Origin of the sequence: Wocania ichthyoenteri Th78, assembly GCF_000789235.1 — a bacterium.
Lineage (GTDB): Bacteria > Bacteroidota > Bacteroidia > Flavobacteriales > Flavobacteriaceae > Wocania_A > Wocania_A ichthyoenteri.
Map to the genome: position 1 here is coordinate 494,473 of NZ_KN525716.1, position 15,321 is coordinate 509,793.

General features: G+C 33.0%; 9 protein-coding genes. All 9 read right to left on the reverse strand.

Annotated features, from left to right (window positions below; genetic code table 11):
• Positions 1-9 precede the first annotated feature (9 nt).
• Positions 10-2,232: a DUF4838 domain-containing protein gene (locus tag RG22_RS02300; RefSeq protein ID WP_034040520.1), complete on the reverse strand. Its 2,223-nt coding sequence runs from the start codon at positions 2,230-2,232 to the stop codon at positions 10-12.
• A 4-nt stretch (positions 2,233-2,236) separates the two neighbouring features.
• Positions 2,237-4,483, reverse strand: a complete 2,247-nt coding sequence (locus RG22_RS02305) for a GH92 family glycosyl hydrolase (protein ID WP_081997645.1) — start codon at positions 4,481-4,483, stop codon at positions 2,237-2,239.
• Positions 4,484-4,498: 15 nt separating this feature from the next.
• Positions 4,499-5,968 carry an alpha-L-fucosidase gene (locus RG22_RS02310; protein WP_034040523.1) on the reverse strand — a complete coding sequence of 490 codons (1,470 nt, stop codon included), beginning with the start codon at positions 5,966-5,968 and terminating at the stop codon, positions 4,499-4,501.
• Positions 5,969-6,219: 251 nt separating this feature from the next.
• Positions 6,220-8,535 (reverse strand): GH92 family glycosyl hydrolase, encoded by a 2,316-nt coding sequence (locus tag RG22_RS02315; protein ID WP_034045622.1) that lies wholly within the window; start codon positions 8,533-8,535, stop codon positions 6,220-6,222.
• A 14-nt stretch (positions 8,536-8,549) separates the two neighbouring features.
• Positions 8,550-9,893: an alpha-L-fucosidase gene (locus RG22_RS02320; protein WP_034040525.1), complete on the reverse strand. Its 1,344-nt coding sequence runs from the start codon at positions 9,891-9,893 to the stop codon at positions 8,550-8,552.
• Positions 9,887-12,010, reverse strand: a complete 2,124-nt coding sequence (locus RG22_RS02325; protein WP_034040528.1) for a c-type cytochrome domain-containing protein — start codon at positions 12,008-12,010, stop codon at positions 9,887-9,889. Before RG22_RS02325 ends, RG22_RS02320 begins: the two co-directional genes overlap by 7 nt.
• 15 nt (positions 12,011-12,025) lie before the next feature.
• Positions 12,026-12,814 (reverse strand): chitobiase/beta-hexosaminidase C-terminal domain-containing protein, encoded by a 789-nt coding sequence (locus RG22_RS02330; protein WP_162183628.1) that lies wholly within the window; start codon positions 12,812-12,814, stop codon positions 12,026-12,028.
• Complete coding sequence (locus RG22_RS02335) at positions 12,811-13,854, reverse strand: NHL repeat-containing protein (RefSeq protein WP_034040534.1); 1,044 nt, start codon at positions 13,852-13,854, stop codon at positions 12,811-12,813. The genes RG22_RS02330 and RG22_RS02335 overlap by 4 nt, the downstream gene beginning before the upstream one ends.
• Positions 13,855-13,863: 9 nt before the next feature.
• Positions 13,864-15,321: a DUF1501 domain-containing protein gene (locus tag RG22_RS02340; RefSeq protein ID WP_034040536.1), complete on the reverse strand. Its 1,458-nt coding sequence runs from the start codon at positions 15,319-15,321 to the stop codon at positions 13,864-13,866.

The following is a 15,321-nucleotide window of genomic DNA, read 5'->3' on the forward strand; positions in this document are numbered from 1 at the left end:
TCTGTATGTTTAATTAACTATGACTTCATCTGCAAAAATCCATGATGGCAAACCAGATCCATGGTGCCAGTACGGTGCTTTCTTAAGGCTTTCTGCTTTAATTTTTATATACCGTAATTGAGATGATTTTATATCTAAATTAAAATATTGAATATCATTTACTTTACTTTTTTTAGTTAAAGGATATTCATTTAAAACCTTTCCTAATTTTGAATAGTTTCTTCCATCAACCGAACCGTAATACGTAACTTCTTTAGGAAAGAAAACAATATGATTAGTAACTTGTAAAAAAGCTGTAGAAATAGATTTCACTTCTTTTTTGTTTTCTAAATCAATAACAGCTTCTAAATGATTGCCTTCAAAACCCAACCAATTTGAATAAAAATTACTACCGCCCAAAGCGCCATCGGTTAAAGCTTGCGGATTTTCATTAGCATATTTTTTAGGCTGCGTTAACAGTGTTACTTTTTTGCCCGAAGCTATGTTAGGCTGCAAAGCCACTTCAATAGATTTTAAATAGGCATTTCCGTAATCTGTAACCGTGTAACCCATCTCATTCATTAACGTAATATTGGCTTCGTTACAAACCGACATAAATTTTTTGACTAAATTTTTAGTGCTTTCTGTTATAGTAAACTCTTCAGAAACACTTTTTCTACAAGCCTCTAAAACAGCATAATCTATACTTAGCCGCGCGACTTTTACATGCTTTAAAATTTCGGGTTTATCGGCTACTGCTTTTTCAGCGTCGTCAAAAAAGACTGCATATTGTTTTAACAAATCTGGGTTTAAATAGACATTAAAAGCTTGTGACGGATCGCCATATAAAAACAGAAAAAAATCTGGATGTTTTTTTATTTCTTTATGAATTAAATCGACATAAGATTTTACAAAGGGACCCGCTTCATGGTAATAGCCATTGGTAAATTCTGTGATGATGTAATCAACATTTGTATCAGGATTCCAAAGCAACTTCGCCATAAGATATGAACGCAATTCAAACAACTCGCTTGGGTTACTACTGTGCTGCTCGAAAACCCATTTGGTGTTATAATCTCTAAAAAATTGGATATTGGGCTGCAACGTATTAAAGTTTGGGAATGGCGCTAAAAAATTTGTGAACTGCGTGGTATAATCCCAAATTCTAATGTTTTCTGTTAAGGCACTCCATCCTTTTATATCGTCTGCAAAATCTGTACATTTTTGTGTAATAGGTGCGCTTCTATCACATTCAATAGAACATAATGTAATCAGTACATTCTTTAAAGGCTTCGTTTTACAAGGTTTTCTTGTGTATTGATAAGCTAAAGTTGAAATGGTTTTTTCTGGAAAAGATTTTGCCACATCGTTTACAAAACGAATCATTGTACCTGCGTGACTCCCTTCTTCCTCATCAATTTTTTTACAATTTTCGCATTCACAATATTGTGTATTATCATTACTACTTACTGAAATAACTGATGATTCAGGGTGTTTTTTAAATAAACTTTCAACTGAATCTTTTACAATTTCTAAAACTTTTTCATTAGTTAAACACAACTGTGTTGGTAAGCGTTTGTTTCCGCGAAGCGCAAAATATTCTGGGTTAGATTTATAAAATTTTTCTTCGGGAATAAACTTATTAAAGGTGTGTACTCTTGCTGACGGCACATAATACGGAAAAGCTTTGGTGGTTACTTTTTGTTGTGCTGCAAAGCTTTCATTTTCATAAAACAATCTGGAATGTACGGTTCGAGTTGATATTTCTGGCGTGTAGGAATAATTGATTTCTTTATCCAAATTAATAGTAGACAGCTTTGGAGTGTCTTCAACATTTGGCGTATACCATTTGCAACCTAAATATAGTTCTAAGAATTCGTAAACAGCATTTCTAATGGCTTCATCTGAACCACCAGAAATAAGTACATTCTTTTTATCTGTTTTTATTTGAATTTGATGTTGAGACAAAGCCTCACCCAAAACATTCCCTACATATATTTTGTGTTTATTAGTATTTTGAGAACTTTCATCAACAATGTCTAAGGAAACACCAGAAATTTTTTGGAGATAATTTTGAAGAATTTCAGCTGATTTGTATTCACTTTTAGTTGCTTCTCCAAGAAAAACAATTTCATAATCAGAAACGCTGTTTTTAATTAAAGTGATGTTTTTATCTTCACAAGACGAAATTAAAAATACAATTAATAGGCATTTTAAAACTTTAGAAATATAGGCATTAAATGTTTTAAACATTTGATTATTCTTTTAAATTAAACTGAATTTTAGGTGTATTAGTAAGTGCTTTGTGACTGATAAAAAAAGAATTATTAGTTTTTCCATTAATTGAAAACGACTCTAATTTCCCAGAGCCCTTTTTCTCAATAACCAATTTTTTATTCTTATAATATCGATTATCTAAATGAATGATTATTTTATCAAATCGTGGTGTGGTTAACGTGTATAAAGGATCGGCAGGAGACACTGGATAAATACCCATCATGCTATAAATTAACCATGCAGACATGGTGCCTGTATCATCATTCCCTGGTAAACCAGCAGGTTTGTTGATAAAATATTCGTTAATTAAATTGGTAACACGTTCTTGTGTTTTCCATTCGTAACCTTTTGCATAATTGTATAAATACGGATATGCAATATCGGGTTCGTTAGCCATATCAAATTGGTTTTTATCAAAAACCTCATCTAGTTTAGCAACATACTTTTTTGATCCTCCCATCAATTTCATTAAGGCTTTAGCATCGTGAGAAACCATAAAGGTATATTGCCACGAATTGCCTTCAATAAAGCCTAAATTCTTTTCAAAATTGGCACCTTTATTTGGATTAAAAGGCGAATACCATGAACCATCGTCATTTTTTGGGCGCAATAAATTGAATTCTCTATCGAATAAATTTCTATACGTAACTGAACGTTTTGAAAACAATTTATAATCATCTTTTTTACCCAATTTCTTTGCGAGTTGAGCAATTGCAAAATCGGTAATATTATATTCTTGCGTGGTTGAAACCGATCCGCTGTTAGTTGTTTTTGTTGTTAAATAGCCTTTTTTAATATAGTCTTTAATTCCCGGTCTAAGTGGATTATTATCTAATTGTGTGGCACTTTTCCGCATAGCCTCATAGGCCTTTTTAATATCAAAATCTTGAATACCTCTTAAATACGTGTCCGCTAAAACAATACCTGCTGGGTCGCCAACCATGGTTGTGGTTTCGGTGGCGTTAAGTTCCCATTTAGGTAGCCACCCACTTTCATCGTAAATGTTGAGCATGCTTTTTACCATGTCTGATTGTTGCTTCGGATAAACCAACGACATCAGCGAATGTAAATTTCTATAGGTATCCCAAAATGAAAATACAGTAAAACGTGTACCATCAGTTTTGGCAGTTTCTCGTTTTCCCATTGCAGGATATTCGCCATTAACATCATTCAAAGTGTTTGGATGGATTAAAGTGTGATACAATGCCGTGTAAAAAATGGTTTTATCGTCTCTTGTGCCGCCTTCAACTTCTATTTTCGAGAGTAAATCACTCCATTGCGAAGCTGTATTTTTATAAATATCTTCAAATGATAGACTTTGAGTTTCTTTTTCTAAATTTTTCCTAGCATTTTCAATGCTTACATAGGACACGCCTATTTTTACCTCAACTTCTGTTGGTTTATCAAAATGATAGGTAAAATAACTTCCAATACTATCGCCAATAACTTCTTTTCTGTAGTTTTTATACAAACGTGTTTTTCCGTTGTAAGGCATCCATTGCCCTTCTAATCCATCATATTTTCTGGTTTTTTTCCATACTCCAAAATCATCAGCAGGTTTACTAAATTTAGCTACAAAATAAACCGGATAAGATTCCTCTGGTTTATAGTAACAAAATGAACCCACGTTACGCATCCCTTCAATTTCAGTGGGTGACACAATTTTAACTGTTGCGCCTTCTTCATTTGTTAAACCTAATCCTAAATTGATTAATATATTGGATTGTCCTTTTGGGAATGAATACTTACTTACCCCAACTCTTGTGGTAGCAGTTACCTCAGTTTTCACTTTATACTTTGAAAGATTCACGCTGTAATAGCCTGGTTTTGCAAGTTCAAAATCGTAAGTACTGCCATATTCTAAATGATTTGTATTCAACTCGCCCGTTGTGGGCATCGTTAAAATAACACCTAAATCTGGGCAACCCACGCCACTTAAATTAACATGAGAAAATCCTGTTAAAAAAGTGTTTTCATTGACATACGGATTTGATAACCATCTGCTATCTTTTTCCAATGGTAAGTTTTGTGATCCTGCAACATTAAATGGCGATACACTAGCCATTCCTCTTGGTGCAATGGCTCCAGGATTTGTAGCACCAAAATTTGAAGTCCCTATGAATGGGTTAACATAATCAATTGGTTTTTGAGAATATCCAACAAAAACTAGGAGCATTGGTATTACAATTATGTTCTTTTTTAACTGTTTTAAAATGAAATAGCTCATCAATTATATTTTATATTAATTTACTGCTGATATTTTAAAAACCCAAGCGTATTTGCTTATAGGGTTATTTCGAATCTTTTCTGGAATTACTATCTTAAACCCTCCATCTAACGCTTTCCATTTCAAATTCGATTTAGACCCTAACATCTTTATTTTGGCACTTCTTTCGGGAACTAAAGATTTAACAATAATTTCAGATGGCATTTTGCTTTCGCCTTCTTCAGCCAAATAAAATAAAAACACATTGCCATCTTTGTTCTGGGTCATACATATGTTATCCTCTTTATATGGTGCTATCGGTTTTGTTCCATAGATAGCAGCACTGTTAACGTTCATCCAACTCCCATATTCTTTTAATAAATCGTATGCACCTTGTTGCCAATTTCCTTCTGGACTAGGCGCTATATTAAGCAACAAATTCCCTCCTTTTGCAACAACATCTATTAACATATGGATTCCTTCTCTTCCACTCATATACTTAGCATCGGGTGTATACGACCATCCTCCACCAGAAATAATGCAAGACTCCCATGGATAGGGCAATGTTTTTTCTGGCACTCTATTTTCTGGTGTTAAATAGTTTTGATTTTTACCATGAACAGCTCTATCAACAACAATTAAACCAGGTTGCTTTTTTCTAGCTTTTACTACCAACTCATCCATTTTGATATCTTGGTTAATAATACGGTGTTTCAGGTAACCCTCTTTTGCATTGTCAATCGTATGTTTATACCATTCTGTTATCTCTGCTTTTGGAGTTTTAGCAACCCAACCACCATCTAACCATAGGATATCAATTTTCCCATAATCTGTCATTAACTCCATAATTTGATTATGAGTAAACTCAACATATTCGTTCCACTTTTCTGGGTTTTCAACAGGAGAATAATTTACGTTTCTATCTTTTGGTGGGTACTTAGGATCCCAGTAATTTTTTACATTCCAATCGGGTTTAGAAAAATAAGCTCCTGCCCATAAACCTTCATTTCTAAATGAATTAAAAATTTCTTTCGCAATATTTGCTTTGGGATTTGTTGAAAAAGGCGTATTTGGTGATGTAATTTTATAATCTGTATATTTTGAATCGAACATGCTAAACCCATCGTGGTGTTTAGTTGTAAACACTACATACTTCATTCCAGCATCCTTTGCTGCACTAGCCCATTTATCAGGATCAAAATCAACAGGATTAAACGTTTTTTGAAGCCCTTCATATTCTTTTTTATATGCAAAATAATTATCTGGATTACTTCCTTTTTTTCGTTCACACCAACCATATTCTTCTGGTGATAACGACCATGATTCAACAATTCCCCATTGGCTATATGTTCCCCAGTGCATAAGTAATCCAAACTTAAGACCTTGCCATTGATTTAACTTTTCTAAAACTAATGGATCAGTTTCTGGCACATAGCGTTCGTCTTCGTATATGGCTTGAGAAAAAGAATAAGTAGAAATTAATAATGCTAATAATAAATTTTTCATCTGTTTGTTTTTGCTTTACTCAAAAATATTTTTTCTATTGGTAAATAACTACACATAAAATGGCTTTAACCGATACTTTTTTTTCTTTAACAAACAAATAAGATAGCAAACTCTTAATTCATAATAAACAACGGATCATATTAACTTTATTTTATAAAATTTCAACAACCTCTTTTTAGTTTTCTATAATAATTTGGCTAAAAGATTATAAGAGGGATAGCTTCTAAACATAGAATTTACGAATTCTGTTTTTATTTGCTTAATGAATACGGTGTATTTTCAGGTTTGCTCGCCCATTCCTTATTTGGTGTGGCATTCATATCGAATTCTAAATGCCCACCATTTTGAATATCTTCAAACTTGACAAAACTATTTTCCCAAGGTTTTCCATTTAACAAAACACCTTCAATAAAAACATTTTCTTTTGAATTATTTGATGCAGAAACCTCAAAAGTTTTTCCATTTTCTAAAGTAAGTATCGCATTCTTAAACAAAGGACTTCCAATAACGTATTCATCTACAGAAGGTGTTACCGGATAAAAACCTAGTGAGCTAAAAACATACCATGCCGATGTTTGTCCATTATCTTCATCGCCGCAATACCCATCTGGAGTTGCACTATACAATTTAGCTAACACATCTCGCACTTTTTCTTGAGCTTTATATGATGCATTGGCATAATTATATAAGTAAATCATGTGTTGAATAGGTTGATTCCCATGTGCATAATTACCCATATTGGCAATTTGCATTTCTCGAATTTCGTGAATGGTAAATCCGTAATACGAGGCATCAAAATCTGGTGGCATATCGAAAACCTGATCTAATTTAGATGCAAATTTTTCTTTCCCTCCCATTAAATCAATCAAACCTTGCGTATCGTGAAAAACCGACCATGTATAATGTAAACTATTCCCTTCTGTAAACGCGTCTCCCCATTTTAAAGGGTTAAATGGTGTTTGAAAACTACCATCTTCATTTTTTCCACGCATTAAATTAGTTGATGGGTCAAACAAATTTTTGTAGTTATTTGATTTTTTATAAAAATCCTTAGCTGCGTTTTTCTTATCTAGTTTTTCCGCCATTCTTGCAATGGTAAAATCTGCAAAAGCATATTCTAAAGTTCGTGCTGCATTTTCATGAATATTAACATCATAAGGCACATAACCCAGTTCATTATAATAACTTAAACCTGCACGTCCTACTGAGTTTGCTGGACGACCATTACCCACACTTGCATTTTTCAATATCGCGTCATACAATACATCAACGTCTTTTTCATTCATATTTCCTTTTAAAAAAGCATCGGCAATAATGGTTGCGGAATTTGAGCCAATCATACAATCGCGATGTCCTGGGCTTGCCCATTCTGGCAACCAACCAGACTCTTTGTACGTGTTTGCCAATCCTTCCATAATTTGAGTATTTAACTCAGGATACATCATATTAAAAAATGGAAATACAGCTCTAAACGTATCCCAAAACCCATTATCGGTAAACATATAACCTGGTAAAACCTCGCCATTATATGGACTATAATGTATTACATTACCTTTAGCATCATATTCATAAAATTTTCTTGGGAATAACAAAACGCGGTATAGACAAGAGTAAAAGGTTCTAATATTATCGATATTATCATCTTTTATAACAATTCTTTGCAACTCTTTTTCCCATGCATTTCTGGCTTTTTCTTTGGTTTTTTCAAATGAATCACTACCAATTTCTGTTTTTAAATTTAATGCTGCTTGCTCGTGACTGATAAACGACGATGCCACTTTTACGTGAACTTGCTCTCCTTTTTTAGTTTTAAAACCGATGATTGCTCCAACGTGTTCGCCTTTGTTTTCTGTTGAATTTTCAATGAGTTTCCAGTCATCTCCCCAAGTGTGATTTAGTTCAAAATCTTTATCAAATTCAGCTATAAAATAATTATGAAAATTATCTGGTACTCCACCACTATTGTTTCGACAATAGCCAATAATTTTTCTTTCCTTCGGTAGAATTTTCACCATAGAACCTTTAAAAAAAGCATCTAACATAATATATGCCGAATCGGTTTCTGGGAATGTAAACCTAAAATGTGCTGCGCGTTCTGTTGGCGAAACCTCTGCTGTGACATCGTAATCGGCAAGATATACGCTGTAATGATGTGGTTTTACAATTTCTGCTTTATGTGAAAAGTAAGAAACTCTTTCTTCTTCTTTATATTTTAAATTGCCTGTCACTGTCATTAAAGAAAAAGCGGCATAATCATTTATCCACGGACTTGGTTGATGAGTTTGTTTAATGCCTCTTATAGTCTTATCATCATATTTATACATCCAACCATCGCCCATTTTTGCAGTTTGTGGCGACCAGAAATTCATTGCCCAAGGCGTTGCAATAGCTGGGTATGTGTTTCCATTGGACAAGCTAAAATCGGAGTCTGTTCCCATAAGTGGGTTTACATACTCTAATAAACTCGTTTCTAATTTGAGTTTATCCGTATTTGTTTGATTTTCTACTTGATTACATGATACAGACCATAACAAAGTAATAGCTATTAAATATTTAACAATTTTCATAATACGTACCACATTTAGTTACTCTCTATTTTTTGACCTTCTTCTCGATACAAATCAACTTCTCCATCCAATAATATGGCAATTACAGTAACATCTTTATCTTGAACTTCTTTTGGAACATCTATATACAACAGACCTGGAACAGAGCTCCAATACTGTTTACCAACAATATTATAAGATAATTTAGTACCATTGCCAACAACCCACATTCTATTCACTTTATTTTTAAGTCCTTTTATTAACAAAGGCCCATTTGGTTCATTATCAACATATAAATACAAAATATTTTTGCCTTTAGATAGTGCTGTGTAGCCATTAAAATGTCCGTGAGGAATTCCTGCTCTAGTGCCATATATAGCTTCTTTATGCTTGCTAGTCCAATCACCAATACCCTTTAAAATATCTATTTGTTCCTGTGGGATAGTACCATCTGGTTTGGGACCTATATCAAGCAATAAATTTCCACCCATACTAATACAGTCAACTAAAATACGGATGAGTTGATTTACCGATTTATATTCTTTATCATTTGGTTGGTAGCCCCAAGAATTATTCATGGTCATACACAATTCCCAATAGTTATTTTTAGGTTTTGTAATGGGTACACCTTGCTCTGGAGTTGCATAGTCGCCATAACCTTGTAGTCTGGAATTTATAATAGTTGTGGGCGTTTTATCCAATAATAATTCACGAATTCCCTTAGCTTTCCATTGTTCTGCAGATTGCTCCCAATCACCATCAAACCAATATAAATCTGGGTTATAATTAGTCAATTCTTCAATCTGCCCAAAATTGAATTTAGTAAATTTTTTCCACCTTTTTGCATCATCTGTGTATCGCTTTTTATCCCTTAAAAAATTCGGGTAATCTGGGTATGACCAATCTAATAGTGAATAATACAAGCCCACTTTAAGTTTTTCTTTACGAGCAGCATTTACAAACGGCGTTAGTACATCTTTTTTTGCCTTTGCTTGTTTTACGGTATTCAAGTCACCTTGTTTAGAATTCCAAAGCGCTACACCATCATGATGTTTTGCAGTTATCACAGTGTATTTAGCTCCACTTTCTTTAATAAGTTTTGCCCAATACTCAGGATCATATTTTTTTGCAGTAAAACCATCCAACTGATTCATGTAATCTTGATGAGAAATGTATTTATTAAAAAACGACCAAGATTCGTCTATGCCATTTACTGAATATATACCCCAATGAATGAAAATACCTAATTTAGCATCTTTAAACCATTCAAGACGTTCTTCTTTTGAAAGTTCTTCATTCTGACTTTTAGCAACTGTGCTACAAAAAAGTAAAGACAATACAATTGCTACTTTTAAAACGCATGTTTTTTTTCTTACCATAATATAATTTCATCAATAAAAATCCATGGTGGGTTGCCTGCACCTTCATGCCATTTTGGTAATACTTTAGGATTTTCGGCAATAACTTTAAAGTATTGTGCTTTGGTGCTTTCTGGCATTTTGATATTAAACTTTTTAATTACTGTCGATTCAGTTGTTTCATCTTCTACAATAGGTAACGAACCAACTAACTTAAATCCTGAGGTTTTATTTGAAGACGCATAAACTTGGATGTTTTTTGGGAACATTATCCAATCTCTAGATCGTCCTAAACAATTAACTGTAACTGTGTTAACTGTTTTAACTTCTCCTAAATTTAAAGTAGTATTTAAGTCGTTACCAAGATAACCATTCCATTTTTCATCCTTAAAATTTTCGGAACCTAATTTAAAATCAAATAGTTTTTTAGGTCCAAAATATTGTTTTTCAGGTTTGTGCACAATAGTATAATCTACAACTTGATGGGTTACTTTTATAAAGTCTTCTTTCATGGTTTCGCTAGGTAACCAGCCTTTCTTATAAGCTTTTACAGCTATACTAGTTGCAGTGTTAATTAAAATTGGCTCTTTATAAACCGAAGAAGTAGAGTCTGGTTCGGCACCATCAAGTGTATAGAAAACTTTAGTCCCTTTTATTTTTGAATCTAATTTAATAGATAGCGTATCGGTAAAAAGAGTGTTTTTAGTTAATAATATTGGAGATTTTATTTGTGTTGTTTTTACAAAATCTTCAGCGACACCGTTATTCAAATTAACATTAAATTTATTTTGAATTTGCTCTGCTGCGTTTTTAGTAATACTAGTTTCCCAAGCAAATACTCGTTCTAATTTAATTGATGACAAAAGATTTTCTAAGCCTTTATCACTAACTCCAGTTTTTACTAAGTTTAATGTATTAAGTGTTTTTGATTCTTTTAAATACAATAAAGTTTTATCTGTTATTTGTGTGTTACTTACATCTAACTTTTTTAAGTTTTTAAGATTCTCAATCTCAGAAGTCATGGCATCTGTTAACATCGAGTTGCTTAAATCTAATTCTATAATTTGTTCTTTTAAGTTAGCTAATTCTTTAACTGCTTTTTTAGTGATACTGTCTTTATTAAATTTCACCCACAATTCTGGTTGATTAGGCACTACTTTTCTAACTAAAAAACCAGCAGCTTCAGCTGTTTGAATATCGCTAAAAGAAGCTTCCTTAATTTTCTTTTTATTGAAAACTAAATAGGTATTTAATAGACTATTTAAAGTATCACTTTTTGGCATAGCAACAACTTTAGTATTAAAATCAGCACTCTTATTTATCCAATATTGAATTAACCAAATTTCATCTTTTGTAAGTTGAGGCTTTCCTTCTGGCGGCATGTGTTTTTCATCCGAAATTGGTAACAAAATATGCTCATACAACATACTTTTGTTTGCATTTCCTAAGATTATAACATCGCCAGATTCTCCTCCTTTTAATATACTTTCTTTAGAGTGTAATGCTAATTCACCTTTTCTTTTTGAAGTATTATGACATTGAATACACTTGTTATCAAATATTTTTAAAACCACATCATCATACATTTTTAAACTATCAATGTGTGTTATGGTTTTTGCTTTTGGTAATGGTTTTAAATGTTCTGTAATAAAATTATCACCGTGCGTTAAAACACTTCCAAAATGTCCAGCAACGGTTATTCCAATTAAGGTTACTACAAAAAGCGGAAAGAATAATTGTTTTATGAATTTTCCTTTTTTATCAGCTAATAGAAATAAAAGAGTGATTAATATCGCTGAAGCAATTCCTGTCCAGAAATGAATATCCAATACATCTTCTGAATAACCACCTTCTAAAGATAAAAAGTATCCTAAAACACAGGCTAAAATTGAAAAAAATGATGAAAACCCTAAGGCGTATTTTATGGTGGTTTTGGGATAATTTTTTCTTAATCTGCCTATAATATCTAAGAAAAAAGTAAGTATTAATGCACCAATGGGAAGATGAAGAATTAATGGATGAAATCGCCCTAATGCTTGTACAAACCTTGGAATATCTTCAGCATTTTCGGCATAAGTTGCATTAAAAGCTAACAGACATATAATAAAAATAATTTGTGTTTTTGTGTTTTTAATCATCCTCAAATATATATGCTAGTTAAAAATAAATTCGTCCATAAACAACCATGCTTTTTGTCCTTTTCCTTCGTGCCACTCAGGAATAGATTGCAAATTATTTATTTTAATTTTTAATGACGTAATTTCGGCATCAATAGGAATATTTATAGTTCCATTTTTCTTATCAACAAGTTGACTTAAAGGCTTTATAATTTTTTCCTTTTTTGAATCATTATCCATAAATATAATAATACTTTCTGGAGGAAATATCCATGATGCAGCATCATTCAAATAACTAATTGTAACAGATTTTACATGATTTTTTTTGTTGAATTTTACAGTTGATATAGCAGTGGTATCAAATCCAACCCATTCTTTATCAGTAAAATTTAATGATGCTTTAGTTTGGTTAATTACTGTTTTATCTCCTTGTCCACTATACTTTTCAGAAGCTTTAGTGTACCACAAAATATTATCGGCAGATATGCCTTTTTTAAACAATTCTATTTCGGTAACTTCACTTGGTTTCCAATTATTATGAAATGCTTTAAATTTATAAATCCCAGGATTTGAAACTTGAATGGGTTGTGTGTATTTTTCCGAATTTAAACTAGGTTCGTTGCCATTTGATGTGTAATGGATGGCTACATTTTCAACTTTTAAATGAGCTCGAATGGCAACAAAAGAATCTATAAACGTTTTGTTGACTATTACGCGAGGTTGCGCTAAACTAATACTGTTTTGTTGTAAAAAATTAGTTTGCTCTTCCTGTTTACAACTAAGCATTAAAAAAAACATAAAGCACAGACTCATTAATAACCTCATACTCTTGTTAATTTTATAGGATAGGTTTGACCTGAATTCCATTGTGCTACATATATATTTTCATCGTCATCTATACACACATCGTGTGGATGCTGAAACAATCTTACGGTTTGATACAATTCTTCTAAAGCATTATTTTTGTATTCTGGTAAAGTAGCTCCTGGACACGAAACGACCTCATTTTTTTCATTCATAATTAATAAAAACCCAGAATCGCTATTTGGCGCATTTTTAGATTTTAACACCGCAAAATAAATATCGTTTTTATGAATTACTGGTCGGCAAATTAAAGCTCCGGGAACAGGAATTGATTCTAAATAATTACCTTTTAAATCAAACCGTTTTAACACATTCATTTCTCTAGCCGAAATTAAAAGTGATGAATTCTTTTTATCTCTATTATCATAACAAATACCATGGGCGTTTAAAAACTGACCGTTTTCTTTTCCTCGTCCTCCAAAAATATTGAGTAATTCGCCTTTATGATTATAGTGTGTTATGTATTGATTTCCATAACCATCGGCTACATAAAAATCACCATTCTCTAAAATGGTAGTTTCGGTTGGTTTAAACTCCTCTCTGCTATTATATTTCCCTGTATCCGCGGGATAATCAATTTCAAAAACCACCTTTCCGTCTATAGTTGTTTTTATTACTTGATGTCTTTCATAGTCTGTAATCAACAAAAAATCTTCACCGTTTTCTTTAACCAAAGTAAGACCATGACCGCCTGGAAATTTGGTACCCCAAGTTTTAATTAATTTTCCAGATTTATCATAAATAATGATATTGTTTTTAGTATGATTGGTTAGCAAAACGATTCTTCCTTTAGAATCTTGAACCATTTCATGGCAATCTTTTACAGGTGTTTTTAATACATCTAGATTTCCCCAATTCATATCTACTTTATAGCGATGCGAATTGTGCCCAATAATAACATCGTTTTTAGAACTGAATTGTAATGCGTTGCCACACATAGGATAGGCTAGTATGCCTATAGAAAACAATGACGACTGTTTTAAAAATTGTCTGCGACTCATAGTAAAATCTTAGGATAAAATATCGTTAACGACATGACCAGAAACATCGGTAAGCCTAAAGCGTCTGCCTTGATGTTTATGGGTAAACTTAGTATGATCTACACCCATAAGGTGCATAATAGTAGCTTGTAAATCATGAACATGCATGGGGTCTTTAGCAATGTTATACCCAAAATCGTCTGTTTCTCCATAAGTAAACCCTGGTTTTACACCACCGCCAGCCATAAACATAGTAAAGCATTTTGGGTGGTGATCTCTACCATAATTCATATCCGTTAAAGTACCTTGACTATAATTTGTTCTTCCAAACTCGCCGCCCCAAACCACTAAAGTATCTTCAAGTAACCCACGTTGTTTTAAATCCATAATAAGCGCTGCTGTAGCTTGATCAATATCTTTGGCTTGTTTTTCTATTTGAGAAGGTAAATCAAAATGCTGATCCCAACCCATGTGATACAATTGAATAAATCTCACATCGCGCTCAGCCATGCGTCTTGCTAACAAACAATTTGCCGCATAAGTTCCTGGAACCATTGCATCTGCACCATACATTTGAATAATGTGATCTGGCTCTTCTTCAATATTCATAGTTTCTGGAACTGAAGTTTGCATACGGTACGCCATTTCATATTGTGCAATACGACTATTTATTTCTGGGTCGCCAAATTGAGCTTCTTGTTTTTGATTTAACTCACTAATATGATCGAGCATGGCGCGTCTTTGTGACCTCGACATACCATCTGGATCTTTTAAATACAGAACAGGATCTTTGCCGGATCTAAATTGTACACCTTGGTGTAATGAGCTCAAAAACCCGTTACCCCAAAGTCTAGAATATAAAGGTTGTGAAAAAGGGCGACCAGTTCCTCTGGATAATAATACAGAAAATGTAGGCAAGTTTTCGTTAAGACTTCCTAATCCGTAACTCATCCACGAGCCTATACTTGGTCGACCAGGTTGTTGAGAACCTGTTTGAAAAAAGGTAATGGCTGGATCGTGGTTTATAGCTTCTGTATGCATGGATTTAATAAAGCATAATTCATCAACAACTTTGGCTGTATAAGGCATTAAACTACTTACCCATGCTCTAGATTCACCATACTGGTTAAACTTAAAGTTGCTACCAACCAACGGAAAACTTTCTTGTCCAGAAGTCATTCCCGTTAATCGTTGTCCTTGTCGTACAGAATCTGGAAGATCTTGCCCTCTCATTTTATTTAAAAGCGGTTTGTAATCAAAAAGTTCTAATTGCGAAGGACCACCACTTTGGAATAAATAAATGACACGTTTTGCTTTAGGCGCAAAATGAGGCAAGTTTAGTCCTGTTGGGTTTAAATTACTGTTACCTGATAAAGAAGAAAACGGATCTAATAATGATGCAGCAGCTAAACCACCAATACCTAATCCCACTTTTTTTAAAAAATGCCTTCTATTATTATTTATAAAATGTTTTGATAATTCTTCCAT